Origin of the sequence: Streptomyces sp. CLV115, from assembly GCF_038448545.1 — a bacterium.
Lineage (GTDB): Bacteria > Actinomycetota > Actinomycetes > Streptomycetales > Streptomycetaceae > Streptomyces > Streptomyces sanglieri.
The window spans coordinates 1-21,725 of record NZ_JBCEWQ010000110.1 but is presented as its reverse complement, the minus strand read 5'-3'; the positions used below and the strand labels follow the sequence as shown (position 1 = coordinate 21,725).

Sequence of the window (21,725 nt, the reverse complement as noted above, 5' to 3'; positions counted from 1 at the left end):
CCATCCATGTACGAACCGATCCGCACCAAATCGGTCCACACACCGGCCGACCACGCCGACGACTTCCCGCACCGCTCCCGCGAGGAAGAGCTGGACATCCAGCTCGCCGGGCACCTGGCCGCGCTCCTCGCGGTCACCGACGAGCTGGGCGCCGGCGAGGCGGGCGACCGCATCGCCGAACAGGTCGCCAGGCTGCGCGGCGCGCCGCCCGCCCGGCACGCCGGCCGGACCGACGCACCCGCGTCCGCGCTGCACCGCCGCGCCCACGCCCTCGCGGGGCGGGCTCTGGTGGTGGCCGCGTCCCGCGCCGACACGGCCGTCGCGATCCTCGCGGCCGAGCGCATGGACGCCCACACCGCGGCGCTCGCCGCCGCACCCGCCGCCTCGACCCGACTGGTCGGCGCCCACTGACGGCCCCGGTCCACGTGCCGTCGAGGCGCGTGGGCCGGGTGCCACCCGATTGCCGCACCCGACCGCCCGCACGACCCCGGGCCCGGCCCCGTTCCGGTCCTGCTGCGGCCCCGGTCAGGCGTTCACGAGTTCCCTCGAACCCAGCTTCTGCCGGGCGAATTCGAGGTTGCCGGCCACGCGTTCGCGGTGCTCCGGAGGCACCTTGCCGCTCTTGAGGAGGCGTTGGCCGCAGCGCTCCGACTCCTCATAGTTTCCGGTCCAGTAAGCGGCTACGGCGAGTTCGTCGAGCGAGCACCAGTCGTACCACTCGAACTCGACGAACAGAATGTCTTCCGGGTGCGGGATCTGCGCTGCTTGCTGCGCGAACATGTGCGCAAGTGGCCAGCGCCGGCCGTTCGTGCGGCAGTAGCGCGCGAGTTCACCGAGCGCTTCGGCGCGAGAAGGACGGCTTTCGTGCGCGCGGAGGTAGCGGTCGATCACCTCGGTCGGCCGCTTGCCGAGCTCTGCCGCAAGCCGTGCGGCGTAGAGGTGGGCACAGAAGACTTCCTCCGCGAAGCCGCCCATGCCTGCCCGGCGGTCGTAGGCGGCCAGTGACCTCTTCGGCTCTCCGGCATCCCGCCAGCTCTGGGCGAGGTAGAAGACGTAGCGGGAGTTGTCGGGTTCCTTGATCAGACCCTGTTGAAGGACCTTGGCGTCGCGCAGGTACTTCTTCCGTACCCCTTCTCCTCTCAGGCGTGCGCCGCCGCCCACCGAGAGGATGTTGGCGCCTTTGAGTGTCCCGAGGGTGTACGGCGTTCCGCAGTCGATGTACTCGTGCAGGACGCCGACGTAGCGCCAGGGCAACCGGGTCGCGACCAGAGCGGGGCGCCAGTGGGTGATGGGTCCGTCGTGCAGTGCGACTCGGTAGGCGTCGTGGGTCAGCTCCTGCATGCGGAAGCCGGGCTCCACCTCCATCTCGTCGTCGGCGTCGATGAACAGGAGATAATCCGCTTCGGCGCGCGCCAGGTCGATCGCCTCGCTGCGACTGCCGTCGTAGCCCTTCCAAGGACTTTCATGCAGGGCGCCGGGCAGATCGCTGAAGACGTCACGGATGACGTCCTGGGTGCCGTCGGTCGATCCCGTGTCCAGGATGACCCATGTGTCGATCAAAGGGCGCACGGATTCGAGGCAGCGTCTGATGACCGGGGCCTCGTTCTTGACGATCATGTTCAGGCAGACCGTTGTTTTCACGGGTCACCTCCAACTCGGTGAGGTAGAAGACCGACGACGCGACGTCAGCTCGGACGCTTCAGCAGTACGAAGCCCTGTTCGTTGCTCACGGTGAGATACCCCTGTGCCCGCGCAGCGCCCAGGGCCTGCTGTTCCTGAAAGACGTTCAGCGGCCACCGCTGACTGACCGGCACCTTGGTGTCCACCATGATCCACTGAGGGTCGGGACGGCTGTCGGGCCAGCCGTAGAGGCTGGCGCTCGTACGGTTCGTGAGCTGGGGCACGAGCTCATTGGATGCCTGCACCGTGGCGCCGTCAGGGATCCGGTCCATCAGACGGTGGGCGACAGCGATGCGGGGATCATCCCGCCAGGTGGCCGGCTGGACCAGCTGCCAGAACGGATACTGCGGAAGGACCAGGAGTGTGATCGCAGCGGAGCCGGCGAGGTAGCGGCGCAGGCTGCTCCTGCTCGGGTTCCGCCGGATCAAGGCGTCGATGAAGGCCGCGAAGACGATCGGCATCAGAGTGAGCGAATAGTGGTAGACGGTGCCCCAGTGGGTGCTGAGCTCCGAGGCAGCCCGCCACGTCAGGGTCGGCACCGCGATCCACATCAACGGGGACCGCAGGGCCAGGAACAGCGTCGGGGCCAGCACGAGCAGGAGCGTCGAGATCTTGGCCTCGGGGGTGATGAGACCGATCGTGCTCCTGTACAGCAGATGCGTCAGCCCGCCCTCACCGCCTTCCGAGCCATTCAGGAAGCCCCAGTAGTCGTAGGACCCGCTCGGACTGAAGGCCGGCAGAATGACCGTCGTCGCCAGCAGTGCCCCGGCCAGGCCGATTGCGGCGGTTGTGATCCCTAGCTTGCGGTCGCCACGCCGGGCGACGACGAGGCCGATCACGACCACGGTGAGCCCGAGGTCCTCCTTCACCAGCAGCAGGGGCAGAGCCCAGCAGACCGCGGCACGCATCCGGCCCGTCGCGAGAGCGGTGAGTGAGCACGCGAGAAGGGGGACGGCGAAGGCCCATTCATGGAAGTCGGAGCCGACCCCGCTCGCGAGACCCCAGGAGAGGCCGTAGCAGACCCCGATGACTGCGGCGGCGCGGGAACCCAGCGCTCGGCGCGCCCAGAAGGTCAGGGGCAGAACGCTCGCGGCAATCAACGCCGCCTGCACCACGAGCAGGGCCATCGCCGACGGCCACAGCCAGTAGACAGGTACCACCAGGACCAGAATGGGAGAGAAGTGGTCTCCCAGAATGGGAAAGTCCGGCCCCTTGACCTCGGAGACGGGCAGGTGCCCATGCGCGTAGGAGCGGACGACCTGTTCGAAGATTCCCAGGTCGAAACTGTGGGAGAGCATGCGCTGATGGATACGCAGGGACAACGTCGCGTACGTGAAGAACAGCGCTCCCGCCAGGGCCCAGATCCACCACGGGCTGTCGGAGCGGCTCCCCCGAGACGGCTCGACTACCGGCCCTTCGTCCACAGTTGGATTTTGTTGCACCGGGAGCGTGGCACTGTCGGCGGGTGGGGCTTGCATGACTTATTCCTTCCGGAAAACCGACCTTGAATACCTCAAGATGCCAGCAGCCTTCAAGGCCTGGCCGTGAGCCGCCGTGTGCGCGCGCAGAATACTCCGAACAGCGGCACACCTGGGGCGTGATGGAGTCACCCGCGCTTCTCGCGAGGGGCATTGACCGATTCTTGTCGCACCGTTACCGACTTGATGACGACATCCCTCTTCGGCCTTCCGTCGGAGGATCCGTCCTGAGTCCCATTTCCGGCGATCTCCTTCAGCACATCCAATCCACTCACGACTTTCCCGAATGGAGTCCACTCGGACGACATGGGGACATGAGGATCGGCATAACTGATGAAGAACTGACTGCCGTTCCTTCCGGGAGCCGCCTTGGACATCGCCAAGGTGCCGGCCGAATATTCGGCTCCGTCCAGATTTTCATCCTGGAAGAAGTACCCAGGATCTGCCGCGCCTTTCCCCTCGGGGTCACCGCAGTCCAATACGTAAACCCCTCGGGTCGTGACGCGATGGCACATGCTGCCGTCGTAGTACCCCTTCCGCGCCAGGAAGGAGAAGGAGTTGGTGGTGCAGGGCGCCTTGCCGGTCAGAGCCTCGAAGGTGACGGTTCCCCGGTTGGTCACGATTTCTGCCGTGTATGGCCGAGTCGCGGCCGACGCATCGAAAGTGGGAACTCCCACGGGCTTTGCGCCGCCGGTGAGATTGTATGAGCACGTGACCGGCGGCTTGGCGTCGACGCTGTATCCCGTCAGGGAGACCGCCGCCCATGTCAGCCCTGAACACGTCGCAGTTACGGCGAGCGCGACCATCACCACCTCAGTAACGCGTTTCCTGGCCCTGATGAAGAAATTCATCTTTCCTTGAAAATCCCTGACGGACATTCGAGCCTCGATTTGGCAAGTGGGAGCCGATAAAGCACGAAGAGCGTATCCACCCGTCCAGACTTCGACTGCGCCGACACTCGCTCGGAACTGAAACCACTGCGGGTCCGAATGGCCCAACTCTTCGGAACCACCCCCCCCTTTCGACCCCCTTCATCATTCTGCCGATCGCCTGAACTTCTGGTGTGCCTGGCGCACTTTCTTGCATATGCACCCGAGTGTTGGGTCAGAGGCTCTGCATGCCTCATCAAGACCACTCCATTCGGTTCCCCAAGGAGCAAACTCATGAGTCCTGAGAACAGGACCCCCTCACGCCTGGGCCCGGTGCCCCGCGGTCGCAGGTGGCTGGCCGGCGGTGCGATGGCAACGCTGAGCCTCGTCGTGCTGGGCTTCTCCAGCCCTGTGGTGGCGGCCGCCCAGAACGCCTTCTCTCCGAGCGAGATGAACCGGCCTGTGCTTATGGGCGGTGACAAGTGCGAGAACAAGAAGGGCAAGAACGACAGGGACGAGTGCTGCGACAACCACAAGAACAAGCACGACAGGGACAAGTGCAAGGAGGAGAAGGGCAAGCGCGGACCCACCGGGCCCACCGGGCCGACGGGTCCGCGCGGCGCCACGGGGCCGACCGGCGCCACGGGAGCGACCGGACCGACCGGCGCCACGGGTGAGAACGGCGAGAACGGCGCAACCGGACCCACGGGACCGACCGGCGCGACCGGCGCGACCGGCGCGACCGGCCAGAACGGCGAGAACGGCGCCACCGGCGCCACCGGCCCCACCGGCCCCACCGGTGCGACCGGCGCCACGGGAGCCACCGGCGCCACGGGAGCGACCGGTGCGACCGGCGCCACGGGAGCCACGGGAGCCACCGGTGCGACCGGTGCGACCGGTGCGACCGGTGCGACCGGCCCGTGCGTCTCCATCGACTCCTTCCAGACCGACGCCGAGCGAGAGGTCAAGGCGGTGCTGGCCCCCGACGGGTCGGCGTTCGGGGGTGTTGTTGACTTCAACACGGTCCCGCCGTACGTGTGGACGCCCCTCACCACCAACGGCTACCCGCCCAACCCCTGTGGCATCACGGTCACCGAGCACAACAACGTCGTCAGGTTCCAGGTGGTCACCACCGACGGAGATGTCTTCTCACTCGCATGCACCTTGTCGGGCGGCGAGCCTCAGCAGCTCCAATGCGGCGACGCGACATGGGTACCGGCCAACATGCAGGTGCCCCACGCGACCCTGGCCGGCGCCGAGCCGCCGCGCGTGAACGAGCAGCCGCTGAACGGGAGCCAGCAGTCCAGCTACCGGGACACGCTGGACCAGCTGCTGAACAGCCTCGACCTCAACAGGACGACGGCGGACGCAATCGAGAAGGGACTCTCGAAGAGCATGAAGGAGTCCTGACCTCGTCAGGATCCGTCTGAGATGTGCCGTGCCCGGGATCATCCGGGCACGGCACACGTGCGTGCGCCCTGCGGCGCGGTGCATGTCCCGCCGCGAGTGGTTCGCGGCAACTACCCCGTCGCCGCCAACCCGCGTGCCCCTCAACCGGCCACCGACAGGTCCGCGGATGCGGGGCGCCTTCTCAGCCCCGTCGGGCGCGCCGGGCTCCCGGCCCGCCCGACGGGAAGCCGCCCGACTACTGCCGGACGCGCACGGTCGCCGACGCCGTCGACCCGCCGTGCAGGGCGTCACCGGCGTAGCCGACCTCGTACGTCACCTGGCCGGTGGCGCGGGGCAGGTCGTTGATGGTGAACGTGCCGTCGGCGGCGACGGCGGCCGAGGTCAGCGTGCCGGCGCCCTTCCGGTCGGTGCGCACCACGGACAGGGTGATCCCGGCGGGCAGCGGCCGCCCCTGGCCGGTCAGGGTGCCGGTGATCGTCAGCCCGGCGCTCTTCGTCGCCTCCGCCGGGGCGGTGAGGGCGATGGCGGTCGGGGCCTTTTCGACCGTGACGGCGAGCGTGGTGTCCTCGGCCGGACGGTGGGTGACGTCACCGGTGAACGAGACGGTGTAGGTGGCGTCGCCGACCAGCGACGGTACGTCGAGGACGGTGAACGATCCGTCGGCGTCGACCTCGACGGGGGCGAGCCTGCGGTCGCCGTTCGCGTCGTGCCGCAGCGCCGACACCCTGACCGGTTCGGCGGGCGCGGGCCCGTCCAGCTCCAGCCGGCCCCTGATCCCGACCGGTTCGCCGACGACGGGCCGGCCCGGGGTGGTGGAGAGCGCTCCGGTGAAGCGGGAGTCGTACTGGGCGGCCGGGGGCTGGATGACATGCAGCCAGTACTCGTTGCCGTAGGTGTTGGTGGTGACGGCGAACAGCCGCGAGCCGTCCTTCGACCAGCCCAGCCCGCGCGGCGCGATCCGGTCCCCGTCGAGCGCGCCCTCGAAGGCGAACTCCAGCGGCGCCGTACCGGCCGCCGGGTCGGCCGGCTGCACGAGCAGGTCGGCCGCGCTCCCGGTCGCGGCGGCGCCCCGCGCCACATGGGCGCCGTCGCCGCTGAACGCCACGGCGGACGCCACGGCCCCCTCGGGCAGCGGCTGGTACCCGGCCGGCGCGTCGGACAGGTCGGCCGCGTCCAGCAGCCGGGTGCCGTACGCGGCGTCGGCTACGGCGATCCGCCGGCCGTCGGGGGACTGCGCCACATCCCTCATGTCGAGCGCGCCCCGCCCCTCGGCGTCCGCGAACCGGCGCTCCGGGCCGCGCACCAGCGTGTCGCCGCTCGCGTCGAACGTGGTGAGGAAGGGGTTGGCCTCGCCGGTGCTGCGGGCCTGCGCCATCACGACGCGGTCCGGGGCCTCGGGGCCGCTGGTCAGCCGCAGCCGGCCCGCACCGTTCCATCCGGTGCCGGTGGACCGGTCGCCCGCCGTGCCGTACAGCCAGGTCTGGCGGTTCTCGCACTCGGTGGTGAGGTACGGCGTCTCGGTGTGCCACTCCTTGCCGCCCGCGAAGGCGACGTCGCGCGGACAGGGCACGTCGTACGCGGAGTACGTGAAACCGGTGCGCTCCTGGGTCACGGTGTCGAAGGCGAGGATGCCCGAGGACTGCGAGACGTGGAGCGTTCCGCCGTCCGCGCTCAGTGCCATCCCGGACGGCGCGGACGCGGTGGGCAGCGAACCCACCTTCTGGCCCTGGAAGTTGTAGACGTGAACCTGGTTGGCGTACTGGTTCCGGCGGTCGTCCGTGATGTAGACCCGCTCGTGCACCGAGTCGACGACCATGGCCGAGTACGACGAGATCGGCAGCTTGGCCACGGTGTCCCCGGCCGCCGGGCCGCCGGCCGCGAAGGCGGCGGGCGGCGCGAGGGCGGTGAGCCCCGCGGCGCCGAGTGTCAGCGCGGCCAGTGTCGCCGCGATACGTCGCTGGTGCTGATTCTTCCTCAACTGAGTCCCCCACAGGCTCCGTTGGCCTCCGGCCGACCCAGCCGGAGGCGTTGTGAAGAAACATCGAAGCGTTGTGCAGGTCTTGTGCGCAACCCCTGGGGGATCTTCGGACATTCGCCATGAAAGGGCAGCAAAGGGGCGAGAAAAGGGGGCGGCCCCCGGAATCGTGAGGGGATTCCGGGGGCCGTACCGCGGCGGGCTGTCGACCCCACAGGTCAGGGCGGATGTCCGAGGCCCGGCCGCGGGGGTGTGCGGGGCGCACCCGCGGGGGTGCGCCCGGGGCGTCAGCCCAGGCGCCGGACCAGCGCGTGGTACTCGTCCCACAGCTCCTTCGGCGTGTGGTCGCCGAAGGTGTTGAGGTGGTCGGGGATCAGCGCCGCCTCCTCGCGCCAGATCTCCTTGTCGACGTCGAGCAGGAAGTCCAGGTCGGACTCGGACAGGTCCAGGCCGTCGGTGTCGAGGGAGCCCTTGGCCGGCAGGATGCCGATCGGGGTCTCGACGCCCTCGGCCCTGCCTTCGAGGCGCTCGACGATCCACTTCAGGACGCGGCTGTTCTCCCCGAAGCCGGGCCACACGAACTTGCCCGCGTCGTTCTTGCGGAACCAGTTCACGTAGTAGATCTTCGGCAGCTTGGCCTGGTCCTTGGCGGCACCGACCTTGACCCAGTGGTTCATGTAGTCGCCCATGTTGTAGCCGCAGAACGGCAGCATGGCGAACGGGTCGCGGCGCAGCTCGCCGACCTTGCCCTCGGCGGCGGCGGTCTTCTCGGAGGCCACGTTGGCCCCGAGGAAGACGCCGTGCTGCCAGGTGAAGGACTCGGTGACCAGCGGGACGGCCGAGGCGCGGCGGCCGCCGAAGAGGATCGCCGAGATCGGCACGCCCTTCGGGTCCTCCCACTCCGGGGCGATGATCGGGCACTGGCCGGCCGGGACGGTGAAGCGGGCGTTGGGGTGGGCGGCCGGGGTGTCGGACGCGGGCGTCCAGTCGTTGCCCTTCCAGTCGGTGAGGTGGGCCGGAGCGGTCTCCGTCATGCCCTCCCACCACACGTCGCCGTCGTCGGTGAGCGCGACGTTGGTGAAGACGGAGTTGCCCCACATGGTCTTCATCGCGTTGGCGTTGGTGTGCTCGCCGGTGCCGGGCGCGACGCCGAAGAAGCCCGCCTCCGGGTTGATCGCGTACAGCTGGCCGTCCTCGCCGAAGCGCATCCAGGCGATGTCGTCGCCGATGGTCTCCACGGTCCAGCCGGGGATCGTCGGCTCCAGCATGGCGAGGTTGGTCTTGCCACAGGCGGACGGGAACGCGGCCGCGATGTACTTGGGGGCCTCGGACTCGCCCTTCGGCGGCGTGAGCTTGAGGATCAGCATGTGCTCGGCGAGCCAGCCCTCGTCACGCGCCATGACGGAGGCGATGCGCAGCGCGTAGCACTTCTTGCCGAGCAGGGCGTTGCCGCCGTAGCCGGAGCCGTAGGACCAGATCTCGCGGTCCTCGGGGAAGTGCGAGATGTACTTGGTGGTGTTGCACGGCCAGGGAACGTCCTCCTGGCCCTCCGCCAGGGGTGCGCCCAGCGTGTGGACGGCCTTGACGAAGAAGCCGTCGGTGCCCAGCTCGTCCAGGACGGCCTGTCCCATGCGGGTCATGGTGCGCATCGAGACGGCGACATAGGCGGAGTCGGTGATCTCGACGCCGATCGCGGAGAGCGGGGAGCCGACGGGGCCCATGCAGAAGGGGACGACGTACATGGTGCGACCGCGCATCGAGCCGCGGAAGACACCGTTCTCACCGGTGAAGATCTCCCGCATCTCGGCGGGGGCCTTCCAGTGGTTCGTCGGGCCGGCGTCCTCCTCCTTCTCGGAGCAGATGAACGTACGGTCCTCGACACGGGCGACGTCGCTCGGGTCGGACGCGGCGTAGTACGAGTTCGGGCGCTTGGTCTCGTCCAGCTTGGTGAACGTGCCCTTGGCCACGAGCTCCCCGCACAGGCGCTCGTACTCGGCGTCGGAGCCGTCGCACCAGACCACCCGGTCCGGCTCGGTTGTCGCTGCGATCTCGTTCACCCAGGAGACGAGCTCCTGGTGATCGGTGGGGACGGTGAAGGGAGCCGCGATGTCGCGCGCCACGATCGCTCCTTGTTGAGGGTATCTGTTTGGTAGTTGCCCCGTGGGGGCTGCGACCCGGATGCTTCTACCCCTTCGAATCCCGTTGGCGCTCATCCGGTGCCGACCGCACTCATTTGATCATCCGACCGTTTCGCCCATATGTCCAGGGGGGCGCACACGTGAGCATTGCCACTCGTATCGGCTGCGCCCACGGGGGGAGGCCGTACCTACGGTCGCGTAGGTACGATGCGGGAATGACTGCTGCCGCCACCGCGCCCGGGTCCGCCGGGCTGGAACCAGCCGAGTCCGATCCCGCCCCGCTGAAGCCGCGCATGCGCGGCTGGCTGCATGCCGGGATGTTTCCCGCCGTGATCGTCGCGGGGGTGGTGCTGATCGCGTTCACCGACAGCTCCGTCGGCCGGATCGCCTGCGGCATCTACACCCTGACCGCGTGCCTGCTGTTCGGTGTGAGCGCGCTCTATCACCGGGGCACCTGGGGTCCGCGCGGCGAGGCGGTGCTCCGCCGGCTCGACCACGCCAACATCTTCCTGATCATCGCGGGCACCTATACCCCGCTGACCCTGCTGCTGCTCCCCGAGTCCACCGGGACACCGCTGCTGTGGGCGGTCTGGGCGGCCGCCGCGGCGGGGATCGCCTTCCGGGTGTTCTGGGTCGGCGCCCCGCGCTGGCTCTACACGCCCTGCTACCTGGCGATGGGCTGGGCCGCGGTCTTCTTCCTGCCGGACTTCATGCGCACCGGCGGGATCGCCGTGCTGGTGCTGGTCGTCGTCGGCGGGCTGCTCTACAGCGCCGGGGGCGTCATCTACGGCATCAAGCGGCCCAATCCCTCGCCGCGCTGGTTCGGCTTCCACGAGGTGTTCCACTCACTGACCCTGGCGGCCTTCGTGGTGCACTACGTCGGCATCTCCCTGGTGGCCTACAACCACCACTGAGCAGCACCCCGACCGGTGCGGTCGCCCCGCCGATGCCGGACAATGACGGTCATGGCCGTCACCTCCCGTACCCCTTCCGTTTCCGCTCCGGGAACGCCCCCGCAGCCGGGACTCCGCGAGCGGAAGAAGCTCCGGACCCGGACCGCGATCCGGCAGGCCGCGTACCGGCTGATCGCCGAGCAGGGGTACGAGGCGACGACGGTGGAGCAGATCGCGGCGGCGGCCGAGGTGTCGCCCAGCACCGTCTTCCGGTACTTCCCGGCCAAGGAGGACATCGTCCTCACCGACGAGTACGACCGGGTGCTGGCGGCCGCCCTGCGCGGTCGCCCCGCCGGGGAACCGCCGCTGGATTCGCTCCGGCACGTCCTGGCCGAGGTGCTCGCGGAGTTCCTGGCGACCGGGGAGCAGGAGCTGCGGCAGCGGACCCGGCTGATGGTGGAGGTGCCGGCCGTCCGGGCCCGGATGACGCGGATCATGTCGGGCACGGCCGGGGCGCTGGCCGAGGCGATCGCCGCCCGTACCGGCCGCGAGCCCGGTGATCTGGCGGTCCGGGTGTTCGTCGCGGCGGTGCTGGGCACGCTGCGCGAGGTGACGCTGTACTGGGGCGAGCAGGGCCAGGAGGGCGACCTCGTCGCGATGACCGGCCGGGCCCTGGACACCCTGGAGGGCGGCCTGAGGCTCTGACCGGGGGCCGGGCCCCCGGTCCACCCGGCGGACGTCACCGGCCGCCGAGACTCCGCGCCAGCTCCTGTGCGTCCGTCGTCGGCGCGTCGCACACGAAGTGCCTGCACACGTACGCCGTCGGCGCGTCGCCGACCATCGGCCGGTCCGCGAGCAGCGGGAACTCGGCGCCGCCCGTCTCCCCCGCCGCCACCACCGCGCCCGGTGCCGTTCCCAGCAGCGCCGTGCGGTGCAGCTCACCGCCGACCGGTCCGGCGACGGCGACCTCGCGCGGCCCGTCCAGCAGCGCCTCCGCGACGGCGAGTCCCCAGCTGGTGAACCGGGGGGCGCGCGGCCCGAGCGCCTTGATCACGCCGAGCGCGCCCTCCGCGGCGGTGCGGTGGGCCTCGGAGCCGGTGTGCGCGGCGTACGACAGGAGCGCCCCGGCCGCCGCCGTCCAGCCCGCCGGGGTCGCGTTGTCGGTGGGGTCCTGCGGGCGGCGGATCAGCTGCTCGGCGTCGTCCGCCGTGTCGTACAGCCGGCCGCCCTCGCCGGTGAAGTGCTGGAGCACGATGTCGAGCAGGAAGCCGGCGAACTCCAGCCAGACGCCCTCGCCGGTGACCGCGGCCAGCGCGAGGAAGCCCTCGGCCACGTCGCCGTAGTCCTCCAGGACCCCGGCGTGCCCGCCGGGGCGCCCGTCCTTGGACGTGCGGTCCAGCCGGGCGACGTCGCCCAGGTGCACCCGGACCAGCAGGTCGGCGGCCTCGGTGGCGCGCTCGACGAGGTCGGGCCGGTCGAAGTACGCCCCGGTCTCGGCGAGCGCGGCGATCGCCAGGCCGTTCCAGGCGGCGACCACCTTGTCGTCCCGGCCCGGGTGCGGGCGCGGTGCACGGGCGGCGAGCAGCGCGGCCCGCACCCGGGCGACCCGGTCCGGGTCCGCCCCGGCGCCCTCCGGCGCGAGCCGGAGCACCGAGGACCCCTCCTCGAAGGTGCCCTCCTCCGTCACTCCGAAGTACTCCGCGGCGAAGGCGGCGTCCTGGTCGCCGAGGGCCTCCCGCAGCTGTGCGGGCGTCCACACGTAGTACGCGCCCTCGACGTGCCGCCCGTCGCCGTCCTCGCTGTCGGCGTCGAGCGCGGAGGCGAAACCGCCCTCGGCGGTGCGCAGTTCGCGGACCATGAAGTCGGCGGTCTCCAGGGCGACCCGGCGGGCCTGCTCCGAGCCGGTGGTCCGCCACAGGTGCGCGTAGACGCGGCAGAGCAGCGCGTTGTCGTAGAGCATCTTCTCGAAGTGGGGCACCAGGGTGCCCCCGGGCCGCTGGCGCAGCACGTACCGGTGGAAGCCCCCGCCCAGCTGGTCGAAGAGGCTCGACCGTGCCATGGCCCCGCACAGTCCCTCGGCCATCTCCAGCGCGCCGGCGGACTCCGTCCGGGCGTGGTGCCGCAGCAGGAACTCGATCGTCATGCCCGGCGGGAACCTGGTGTCGCCGGAGCCGAGCCAGCCGCTTTGGGGGTCGTACTCCCGGCTGATGCCCAGCAGCGCCCGTGCCAGCTCCGCCTCGCCGGGGAGCCCGCCGTCCCCGTGCTCCAGCTGCCGTTCCGCCAGATCGCGGGTGATCTTCCCGGCGACCTCCCCGACCTCCGCGCGCCGTTCCGTCCAGGCGCTGTGGACGCCTTCGAGCACCTGCCGGAAGGAGGGCATCCCGTGCCGGGGCTCGGGCGGGAAGTACGTACCGAAGTAGAAGGGCTCGCCGGCCGGCGTCATGAAGACGGACATGGGCCAGCCGCCCTGCCCGGTGGCGGCCTGCACGGCCTCCATGTAGACGGCGTCCACGTCGGGGCGCTCCTCGCGGTCCACCTTGACGTTGACGAAGTGTTCGTTCATGTAGGCGGCGACGGCCTCGTCCTCGAAGCTCTCGTGCGCCATGACGTGACACCAGTGGCATGCGCTGTAGCCGACCGACAGCAGAACGGGTACGTCGCGCCGCCGGGCCTCCTCGAAGGCCGCGGGCTCCCAGGGCCACCAGTCGACCGGATTGTCAGCATGCTGAAGCAGATACGGCGAGGTCACGCCAGCCAACCGGTTCATGCGATCCAGCCTCTCACAGCACCTGGCGCGACCGGCGAAACCCTCGCGAGCCCGCCCCGCCCGGCCGAATTGCACGTGTGGGGCGTCATGTGGCGGGCGGCTCCCTCCGAGGCTCCTCGAAGGAGGTGGCCATGACCGCCGGGATGGCGGCACCCGCGTGGACGCATACGCAGATCGGCGCGGAACGCTACGGCCCCCGGTCGCCCCGGGCTCGGAGCGGTCCCGGCCGCGCCCCCGGCCGGCTGCCGGAGCACTCGGGAGCCGCTCGGCTTCCGGCGGCGGACGGCCCGGAGAATGCGCGCCCCCGGTACGGCCGCGCCGTGGAACCTGCGGCAAAACCGAACGACTTTGCGAGTATTTCACTTTCACGGCCCGAGCTTGATCGCTAGGGTGAACGAGAAGCACACGGAAGATGAACGTGGGGTTAACCCACGGCGCCGGGCACGTCAAGTCATCGCCCGGCATTCGCTGTTACTCCTGGGGGGGGGGGAAGTACTGCGTGGACATCACCCATGTCCTGTGCGGATTCAGCAAGGGTCTGATCTCGGACCTCGACGGTCTTCTGCCGGCACGGTCCGTGCTCGTGGTGGAGGACGAACACGTCGCCGCCGTCCGTGACGTACACCGAAGGGCCGCGCGCCATCCGTGCGTTGCGCAGGTCGTCCACGCACCGGTCCAGAACGAGCAGGACCCCGCCGGGACGGTGCGCGCGCTCCCCAGACCCGGGCAGGTCCGCGCCGTCGTTCCGGCGACCGAGTACGGCGTGGTCGCCGCGGCGGCGCTGGCCGAGGCATGGGGGCTGCCCGGCGCGGGCACCCGGGCCGCGGCGATCCTGCGCGACAAGACCGCCCTGCGCGCCCACGCGGATTCCGCCGGACTGCCGCAGCCCCGCTGGCGGACGGCCGGGAGTGCGCGGGACGTCCTCGACTTCCGGTCCGAGCACGGCGGCCGATGCGTGCTGAAGCCCGCCGATCTGCAGGCCAGCCTGGGAGTCCGGCTGCTCGACGAGGACGACGACGTGTCGTCGGCGTGGCAGGCGACGACGACGGCCGGTGAGCCGAAGATGCGGTCACCGCACGCCGGGCCGGGCCGATTCCTCGTCGAGGAAAGGCTGTTCGGGCCGGAGGTCAGCGTCGAGTGCCTGGTCGACCGCGGTGAGCTCCTGTTCGTGAACGTCACCGGGAAACTCCTGCACCCGGGTCCGGCGCCGGTGGAGCTCGGCCATGTCGTGCCCGCCTCGCTCCCACCGGGCGTGGCCGGGGAACTGACCCGGCTCATGGGGCTGTTGGTCGAATCGGCCGGATTCGGCTCCGGCGTCCTGCACGCCGAATGGATTCTGGTCGACGGGGTGCGGCCGCACCTCGTCGAGTGCGCGGGCAGGCTGCCGGGCGACAGCATCGACCTGCTGATCGACCTCGCCCACGGCGGCCGCATCGTGGCCGATCTGCTGGCCGTTCTGGGCGGGTCCGGCCCGCCCGGGCGCGGCCCGGACCTCCGGGGCGCGGCCATCCGGTTCCTGTCCGCGCGACCAGGTGTGGTGCGGGGCGTCACGGGGCTGGCGCAGAGCCGGGCCTCGGACGGCGTGCACGAGGTCGAACTCGCCGCGGAACCAGGAACGGCCGTCGGCGAGCTGGCGAGTTCGTGGGACCGGATCGGCCATGTGCTGGCGACCGGCGAGGACGGCGAGCACGCCGCACGGAACGCGGCCGCCGCGGCCGGGCTGATCGACGTCCGCACCTCATGATCGCCCGGCTGCTGCGGAGTTACGTCCCGGAGTCCTCGGCCGGCCGGTCGTTCGCCCTCGTCGCGCTGCTCGACTCCGTCGGTACCGGCTTCTACCTGGCCGGGTCCACGATCTTCTTCATCCGCGTGATCGGTCTGAGCGACGCCCAGGTGGGTCTGGGCCTGGCCGCGACCGGCCTGACCGCCTTCCTGGCGACGGTGCCGCTGGGGGTGCTCGCCGACCGGTGGGGCGCCAAGCGGATGCTGATCGCGTATCAGCTCTGGCGTGCGCTGTGGTTCTCGGCGCTCGCCTTCGTCCACGGGCCGGTCGCGTTCTTCGTGGTGTCGGCGCTCCTGGGCGTGGTCGAGCGCGCGGTGTCGCCGGCGAGCCAGGCGGTCGTGTCGGTCGCGGTGCCGAGCAAGGACCGCACGCGCGCCATGGCGACCATGCGCTCGGTCCGCAATGTCGGGTTCTCCCTCGGCGCCCTGCTCACCGCTCCGCTGATGGCCGACGGTTCGGCCCTGGCGTACCGGACGATCATTCTCGTCGACGCCGCGTCGTTCGTGTTCGCCGCGCTGCTGCTCGCGCGGTTGAAGGTGCCGACGGCGCCGCCGCCCGTGCGCCGGGGCGGTCTGAGCTTTCTGCACGGATTCACCGACCGGCGCTATCTCGGGCTCACCGCGGTGAGTTGCGTACTCGCGGTGCACATGCCCGTCCTGGCGGTGGCCCTTCCGCTGTGGACCGTCCGGGAGACGGACGCCCCCACGGCGCTGGTCTCGGCCCTGGTGGTGCTGAACACCGTGCTGGCCGTCCTCTTCCAGGTCCCGCTCGCCAAGGGGGCCGAACGCGAGGGCGGGGGCCTGCGCGCCATGCGCCTGGCCGGACTCGCGCTGATCGCCTCCTGCGCGATGTTCGCCGTCGCGGCGGCTCCGCTGGGCACGCTGTTCGCCTGCGCCGTGCTCGTGGTCGCGACCGTGCTGCTGACCGCGGGGGAACTGTGGCAGTCGGTCGGCGCCTGGGAACTTTCGTACAAATACGCGCCGGAGCACCGCAAGGCCGAATACCTCTCGATCTTCGCGCTGGGCAACAGCGCCCAGGACGTGCTCGGCCCGCCCCTCGTCACCGTCGTCGTACTCGGCTGGGGCGTGGCCGGATGGGCCGCGCTCGCCGCGCTGCTGCTCGGCGCGGCCCTCCTGCTGCCCCTGCCCGTCGCCCGACTCGACCATCGCCTCGCCACGGCTGAAGGAGCACGGACATCCACATCCTGATCATGCAACGGCCCCACTCGACCGCGGACTACGACCACTGGCTCAGGGAGGCCTCCCCCGAGACCCGGATCACCCTGCTCACCTCGGCCGACAGCGTGCGCCGGACCGAGGACCTCGCCGCCGGGGTCCGCCGGGTGACGGTGGCGGCCGACTACGAGGCACGGGCCACGACCGCCGAGCTGTTCCGGCTGTGCGAGGCCGACCGGCCCGACCGGATCTTCGTGAACTCCGAGGACGACGTCCTGCGCGCCGCCGAGGCGCGGACCCTCTTCGGCATTCCCGGTACCGGTTCGGCCCTGGCGCTGCGGTTCCGGGACAAGATCGCCATGAAGCAGCTGTTCGACGGGGGTCCGGTGCCCGCCGTGCCGTACCGCGAGGTGCGCTGCTACGCGGATCTGCGCGCGGCGCAGGAGGAACTCGGCACCGTCGTCGTCAAGCCCCGTGACGGCGCGGGATCGGCCGGAGTGCGGGTGCTGCCCGACGCGCAGGCGGTGCGGCAGGCCTGCCTGGAGGACCCCGGCCTGCTCACCGCCCTGCACAGCGGCGCCCTGATGGCCGAGCAGTACATCGAGAGCACGGTCCACCACGTGGACGTACTCGTCGACGGCGGCTCGGTGCTCCTGGTCTCGCCGTCGCGCTATCTCAGCCCGCCGCACCTGTTCCGCACCCACAATCTGGGCTCGGTGATGCTCGATGCGGACTCGCCCCGCGCGAAGCTGCTCACCGACGCCGCCGAGCGGTTCGTCGCCGCCCTTCCCCGGGACCACGGGGTCCATGTGCTGCACATGGAGTTCCTGGAGGACGGCTCGGGCACGTTCTTCGCGGGCGAGGTGGCCTGCCGGACCGGCGGGGCACTGATCAAGAACGCCGTCCGGCACACCTACGGGATCGATCTGTCCCGGGCCGCCTGCCTGCTGGCCGCGGGGCTGTGGACGGCGCCGCGGGAACCGGCCAGCGGGGCCGCCCGCACCGGCTGGCTGTTGTGGACCGGTGGACCGGAGCCGTGTGCGCCGGCCCACCGGCCGGACTGGCTGGTCGACTTCTCCGCAGCGAAGGAGGCCGAGCGGCGGCGTGATCCCGTCGACGCGGTGGACGGAAAGGCCCGCCTCCTGGTGGAGGGCGCCGACGAGGAACAGATCGAGGAGCGGATCCGCGCCCTCTGCCGGCGCGGCTGACCGGCCGGCCCGTCCGCGCCGCCCCGACACAGTCTGATCACCACTACAGGAAAGAGACCACCGTGCTACCCGGCGAATCCGAGATCCATGACATTGTCGGCATCGGTTTCGGCCCCTCGAACCTGGCCGTCGCCATCGCGCTGGAGGAGTGCGACCAGCCGCTCGACGCGGTCTTCCTCGACCGCAAACCCGCCTTCGCGTGGCACCCGGGACTCATGTTCCCCGGGGCGGAGATGCAGGTGTCCTTCACGAAGGACCTCATCACGATGCGCAACCCGCGCAGCCGCTACACCTTCTTGAACTACCTCTCGGAGCAGGGCCCCGGCCGGCTGGGGAAGTTCATCAACCTGCGCACCTTCTATCCGACGCGCGTGGAGTTCAACGACTACTACGCGTGGGCGGCCGCGCAGTTCGACAAGCAGGTCCGGTGGAACACCGAGGTCCTCGACGTCACCCCCGTACCCGCCGAGGGCGGCGGCACGGAGCTGCTCCGGGTGGTCTCGCGGGACCGGAGCACCGGGGAGACGTCCGCGATGCTCACCCGCAATCTGCTGATCGCGCCCGGCGGCACCCCGCACGTCCCCGACGGGGCCGAACCCGGTGAGCGGGTGTTCCACGCCTCCGAGACCCGGGAGCGGCTGGCCCGCACGTTCGACGACCGTTCCGCACCGCACCACTTCAACATCGTCGGCTCCGGCCAGACCTCCGCCGATGTGTTCATGCACGTGCGCCGGACGTATCCCAACGCCCGGATCACCACGAACATCCGTGGTTTCGCCATGCGTCCCGAGGACGACACCCACTTCGTCAACGAACTGTTCCTGCCGGAGTTCCCCGACTGGTTCCACCGTCAGGACAGCGAGTTCCGGCAGAAGATAATCGACGACTACGGCCTGGCCGCCCACACGGGCGTGAGCTACGACGTCATTCCGCAGATCTACCGCGAGTACTACGAGGACCAGTCCGCCGGGACCGACTCGCTCGCCCTGCACAGGTTCACCGAACTGGTCGGGGCCCGCTCGGCCGACGGCCGTGCGGTGGCCACCTACTTCCACCTCGACAGCGGCGAGACCAGCCAGGTCGAGTCCGACGCCGTCGTCCTCGCCACCGGGTACCGCTACCCGATGCCGATTCCCGCGCTCGCCGCCGTCGACGAGCACCTGCGCATGGAGACCCCTCAGCGGTACGCGATCCGGCGTGACTACGCCATCGAGAGCGCCGAGGGCTTCCTGCCGCGGATCTACCTTCAGGGGTACGCGGAGGCCACACACGGGTTCAGCGAGGTGCTGCTCTCCCTGATGCCGTTGCGGGCCGCCGAGATCGTCCAGTCCATCACCGAGAACGCGTCCGTCGAGTCTCGTTAGGAGCACCGAGATACATGACCATCCCGACCACGGTGGACCCAGGTCTGCACGGCGCCACCCGGATCGCGTCCGACGAGGAACGCGCCACCGTCCAGGCCGTGTTCGAGAGGCACGGCATGCCGCTTCCGCAGGGTGCGGTGACCGTGGTGTTCGCCTATCCCGGCCACGGGGTCGGCGAACGGCACCGCCGGCTCTCGGGCTGCACCAGCCAGATGCTGCTGCTGTCGAATGCCTCGGCCGGGCTGTCCCGGCTCGGCATCGACGTCGCCGCGGCGAGCACCGAACCTGCCGAGAAACACGCTCATCTGGGTGAACTCAGCCGCGTCATCGCCCGGTTCACCGAGGACGACGCCGCGGCGCTGCCGCACACCGACCTCGATGAGGGCCGGTTCCTGCTGCGCTGGACCATGGTGCTCGGCGGAGAGCGCGACGGGCTCCTCGTCACCGACATCGCCGACAGCGTGGCCCACACGCGCGCGGTCATCGACCTCCTCACCACCGACCGCCTCCGTGAGTGGGCCGAGGCCGCCGGGGCCGACCCCGATTCCGTGTCGGCCGGGGTGACGGACGCCTACGCGAACGGCGCGGACTCGCGGGGCATCGTGGCCTTCGAGGCGGGCACCCCGCTGGTGGCCAAGGTGGGCCCGCGCGAGGTGATCGACGCGGAGACCGCGTTCGTCTCCGAGGTCAACGCCCTGCTCACGGACCGGGGGGCCGCCCCGCTGTTCCCCCTGCTGCACGGTGTGCACCGCGAGGGCGGGCAGGCGACGTCCCTGATGGAGCAGGTCGAACCGCTCACCCTCGACAACGTCGTCTTCGCCGACGCGACGAAATTCGTCCTCGCCGAGGACACCGTGCCGGCGCTCGAACCCCACCTCCGGCTCCTGGGCGACCTGTACGCGGCGACGACGCGGCAGCAACGGCCCAGCGTCGCCGACTACCTGCTGCGGGAGCGCTTCCACGCCGTGCGGGAGCACGAGGGGTTCGTCAGCACGTTCCTGGCCTTCTTCCCCGGCTGGGATCCGGCCGGGGTGCTCGGTGCGGACGTGATCCTGCCGACCGGTGCCCGGCTGCCGGGCTACACGGAGCTGACGCGGTGGCTGGACGGCGCCGCGCCCTCGCTGCTGCCCGGCTCCGGCTGTCTGGTCCATGGTGATGTGCACCTGAAGAACATGCTGCGGCGCGCGGACGGTTCGCCGGTGTTCGTCGACCCGCGCACCGTCTGGGACGGCCGGGACCGGCCGGACATCGGGTTCGGCGACCCCAGCTACGACTTCGCCACCCTGCTGCACAGCGCGCTGCCGATGAGCGGCCTGCTGCAGGCCGTCGCCGACGGCACGACCGGGGCCCTCCTGCCGGAGCTGCCCGCGGAGCCGGACGGCGTGCTCGACCTCTCCGGTCTGACGACACCGTTCGCCGTGGACGAGGGCCTGAGGAGGCTGGAGGACCGTCTGGTCGCCGGCCTCGGACCCGAGGACGAGCCGCCGGTTCTGCGCGCCAGGCTGTACATCGGCGCGGCGAACGCCCTGGCCGGCTGGCTGAAGTACGAACGGGCGCTCGCCACACCGCGCGCCTGGCTCGCTGTGTACGCCTACGTCCTGTGGTACCTCGACCGTGCGCGGACACAGCTGCGATGAACCGGCACCGCAGGTCAGGACGACCGAACAGAAGGAGCGGGGCATGCCCGAGCACGTATTGATGGTCAACTCCGGCAAGGCGGAGGCGGTGGACCGGCTGCGCGCGGCCGCCCCCGACGTCGAGATCGACGTCGTCACCGAGAGCGCGTACGCCCGGATGTACGCGCCCGATGTCCGCCTGCACTTCGTCGACGACATCGCCGACCTGACCGCCGTCCGCCGGGTGGCACTGGACCTCATGTCCCGCCGGCCGGTCGACCACGTGGTGGCCCCTTCCGAGCGCAGCCTGCCCGCCGGCGGGTACCTGCGGTCGTTCCTGGGTCTGGGCGGGATCGGCTTCGAGACGGCCAACCGCTTCTCCCACAAGGCGGTGATGAAGTCGGCGCTGGCCGCGGCGGGTCTGCCGGTCGCCCCGTACCGGGTGATCGGAGCACTCGCGCAGGCCCCCGCCGCGGCCGCCGAACTGGGCTGGCCGGTGGTCGTCAAGCCGGCGCTGGGCACCGGCTCGATGAACACCTTCGCCGTGTCCTCGGACCGGGAACTGGCCGAGCTGCTGGCCTCGCCCGCCGCGGACGGTCTGCGGCGCGCGGCGTGCCCGCTGCTGGTCGAACGGTTCGTCGAGATGGAGGGCGAGTACCACTGCGACGGGGTGGTCTCCGACGGCAACGTCGAATTCGCCGCCGTACAGCGCTACTTCATGCCTCTTCTCGGCCACACGGACGACTTCACCGGCTCGTACCTGCTCCCCGAGGAGGATCCGGACGTGGCGGTGATCCGCGATCTGCACCGGGCCACGGTGGACGCCCTGGGGCTGGAGAGCGGTGTGACGCACATGGAGCTGTTCCGGACCGGGGACGGGTTCGTGATCGGTGAGATCTCCTGCCGCCCGGCCGGCGGCGGAATCGTCGACGCGGTGAGGATGAAGTACGGCATCGACCTGTGGCGGGTCTTCATGGACACCGCGCTCGGCCGTCCGGCCGGTGTGAGCGGACCGGTGGCGCCGCTCCGGGAGGGCGTCATCGCCAACTGCGACCTTCCGGTGCGCCCCGGCCGGGTCGTGCGCATCTCCACCCCCGACGAGCTGGCGGCCGTGCCGGACGTGATCGAGACCCGGATGTCCACCCGGGTGGGCGATGTCATCGGCTCCCGGCTGCACTCGGCCTCGACCACCGGTCTGGTGTTCCTCGCCACGGCGGACGCCGCGCTCGTGGCCAAACGCGTCGAGGACCTGGCCCGCGTCTACGTCCTGGACGTCGAACCGGTCTAGAGCACCGGTGTGCCCGCCGCGGGGGGGGGGGGGGGGGGGGGGGGGGGGGGGGGGGGGGGGGGGGGGGGGGGGGGGGGGCGG

The 21,725-nt window shown here is 70.7% G+C and carries 16 protein-coding genes; 10 read left to right on the top strand and 6 right to left on the bottom strand.

The features are described 5' to 3' along the window. Window positions 1–6: 6 nt before the first annotated feature. Complete coding sequence (locus AADR41_RS29510) at window positions 7–411, top strand: SCO4983 family protein (protein WP_342284493.1); 405 nt, start codon at window positions 7–9, stop codon at window positions 409–411. 114 nt (window positions 412–525) lie between these two features. Here AADR41_RS29510 and AADR41_RS29505 read toward each other — a convergent pair whose 3' ends face one another. From AADR41_RS29505 to AADR41_RS29495, 3 genes are all read right to left on the bottom strand, one after another. Continuing rightward, on the bottom strand, window positions 526–1,641 hold the full coding sequence (locus AADR41_RS29505) for a tetratricopeptide repeat-containing glycosyltransferase (protein ID WP_342284491.1): 1,116 nt from the start codon (window positions 1,639–1,641) through the stop codon (window positions 526–528). A 44-nt stretch (window positions 1,642–1,685) separates the two neighbouring features. Next, the gene (locus AADR41_RS29500) at window positions 1,686–3,158 is read right to left on the bottom strand and encodes a DUF2079 domain-containing protein (protein ID WP_342284489.1); all 1,473 of its coding nucleotides are present in this window, start codon (window positions 3,156–3,158) and stop codon (window positions 1,686–1,688) included. 128 nt (window positions 3,159–3,286) lie between these two features. Beyond that, complete coding sequence (locus AADR41_RS29495) at window positions 3,287–4,009, bottom strand: peptidylprolyl isomerase (RefSeq protein ID WP_342284488.1); 723 nt, start codon at window positions 4,007–4,009, stop codon at window positions 3,287–3,289. Between the two features lie 312 nt (window positions 4,010–4,321). On the opposite strand from AADR41_RS29495, the gene AADR41_RS29490 reads away from it, so the two are divergent. After that, complete coding sequence (locus AADR41_RS29490) at window positions 4,322–5,437, top strand: hypothetical protein (RefSeq protein WP_342284487.1); 1,116 nt, start codon at window positions 4,322–4,324, stop codon at window positions 5,435–5,437. A 235-nt stretch (window positions 5,438–5,672) separates the two neighbouring features. Here AADR41_RS29490 and AADR41_RS29485 read toward each other — a convergent pair whose 3' ends face one another. Together AADR41_RS29485 and AADR41_RS29480 are read right to left on the bottom strand one after the other, a co-directional pair. After that, window positions 5,673–7,415 (bottom strand): Ig-like domain repeat protein, encoded by a 1,743-nt coding sequence (locus AADR41_RS29485; RefSeq protein WP_342284486.1) that lies wholly within the window; start codon window positions 7,413–7,415, stop codon window positions 5,673–5,675. 284 nt (window positions 7,416–7,699) lie between these two features. Beyond that, window positions 7,700–9,532, bottom strand: coding sequence for a phosphoenolpyruvate carboxykinase (GTP) (locus tag AADR41_RS29480; RefSeq protein WP_342284485.1), 1,833 nt, complete (start codon window positions 9,530–9,532; stop codon window positions 7,700–7,702). Window positions 9,533–9,765: 233 nt separating this feature from the next. Here AADR41_RS29480 and trhA point away from each other — a divergent pair, with 233 nt between their 5' ends. Further along, window positions 9,766–10,464: a PAQR family membrane homeostasis protein TrhA gene (gene trhA / locus AADR41_RS29475; protein WP_342284484.1), complete on the top strand. Its 699-nt coding sequence runs from the start codon at window positions 9,766–9,768 to the stop codon at window positions 10,462–10,464. Between the two features lie 51 nt (window positions 10,465–10,515). Further along, the gene (locus tag AADR41_RS29470; RefSeq protein WP_342284483.1) at window positions 10,516–11,148 is read left to right on the top strand and encodes a TetR/AcrR family transcriptional regulator; all 633 of its coding nucleotides are present in this window, start codon (window positions 10,516–10,518) and stop codon (window positions 11,146–11,148) included. Between the two features lie 34 nt (window positions 11,149–11,182). Here the strand turns inward: AADR41_RS29470 and AADR41_RS29465 are convergent, their stop codons facing one another. After that, the gene (locus tag AADR41_RS29465) at window positions 11,183–13,210 is read right to left on the bottom strand and encodes a thioredoxin domain-containing protein (protein ID WP_342284482.1); all 2,028 of its coding nucleotides are present in this window, start codon (window positions 13,208–13,210) and stop codon (window positions 11,183–11,185) included. Between the two features lie 499 nt (window positions 13,211–13,709). Between AADR41_RS29465 and AADR41_RS29460 the strand changes: the two genes are divergently transcribed. From AADR41_RS29460 to AADR41_RS29435, 6 genes are all read left to right on the top strand, one after another. Beyond that, the gene (locus AADR41_RS29460) at window positions 13,710–14,954 is read left to right on the top strand and encodes an ATP-grasp domain-containing protein (protein WP_342284480.1); all 1,245 of its coding nucleotides are present in this window, start codon (window positions 13,710–13,712) and stop codon (window positions 14,952–14,954) included. Beyond that, window positions 14,951–16,201, top strand: coding sequence for an MFS transporter (locus AADR41_RS29455; protein WP_342284478.1), 1,251 nt, complete (start codon window positions 14,951–14,953; stop codon window positions 16,199–16,201). The genes AADR41_RS29460 and AADR41_RS29455 overlap by 4 nt, the downstream gene beginning before the upstream one ends. A gap of 2 nt (window positions 16,202–16,203) precedes the next feature. After that, window positions 16,204–17,376: an ATP-grasp domain-containing protein gene (locus AADR41_RS29450; protein WP_342284477.1), complete on the top strand. Its 1,173-nt coding sequence runs from the start codon at window positions 16,204–16,206 to the stop codon at window positions 17,374–17,376. A 62-nt stretch (window positions 17,377–17,438) separates the two neighbouring features. Then, complete coding sequence (locus AADR41_RS29445; protein WP_342284476.1) at window positions 17,439–18,740, top strand: lysine N(6)-hydroxylase/L-ornithine N(5)-oxygenase family protein; 1,302 nt, start codon at window positions 17,439–17,441, stop codon at window positions 18,738–18,740. 14 nt (window positions 18,741–18,754) lie between these two features. Further along, a complete protein-coding gene (locus AADR41_RS29440; RefSeq protein WP_342284474.1) occupies window positions 18,755–20,377 on the top strand; it encodes a phosphotransferase in 1,623 nt (540 codons plus the stop codon). Between the two features lie 43 nt (window positions 20,378–20,420). After that, window positions 20,421–21,644: an ATP-grasp domain-containing protein gene (locus AADR41_RS29435; RefSeq protein WP_342284472.1), complete on the top strand. Its 1,224-nt coding sequence runs from the start codon at window positions 20,421–20,423 to the stop codon at window positions 21,642–21,644. Window positions 21,645–21,725 lie beyond the last annotated feature (81 nt).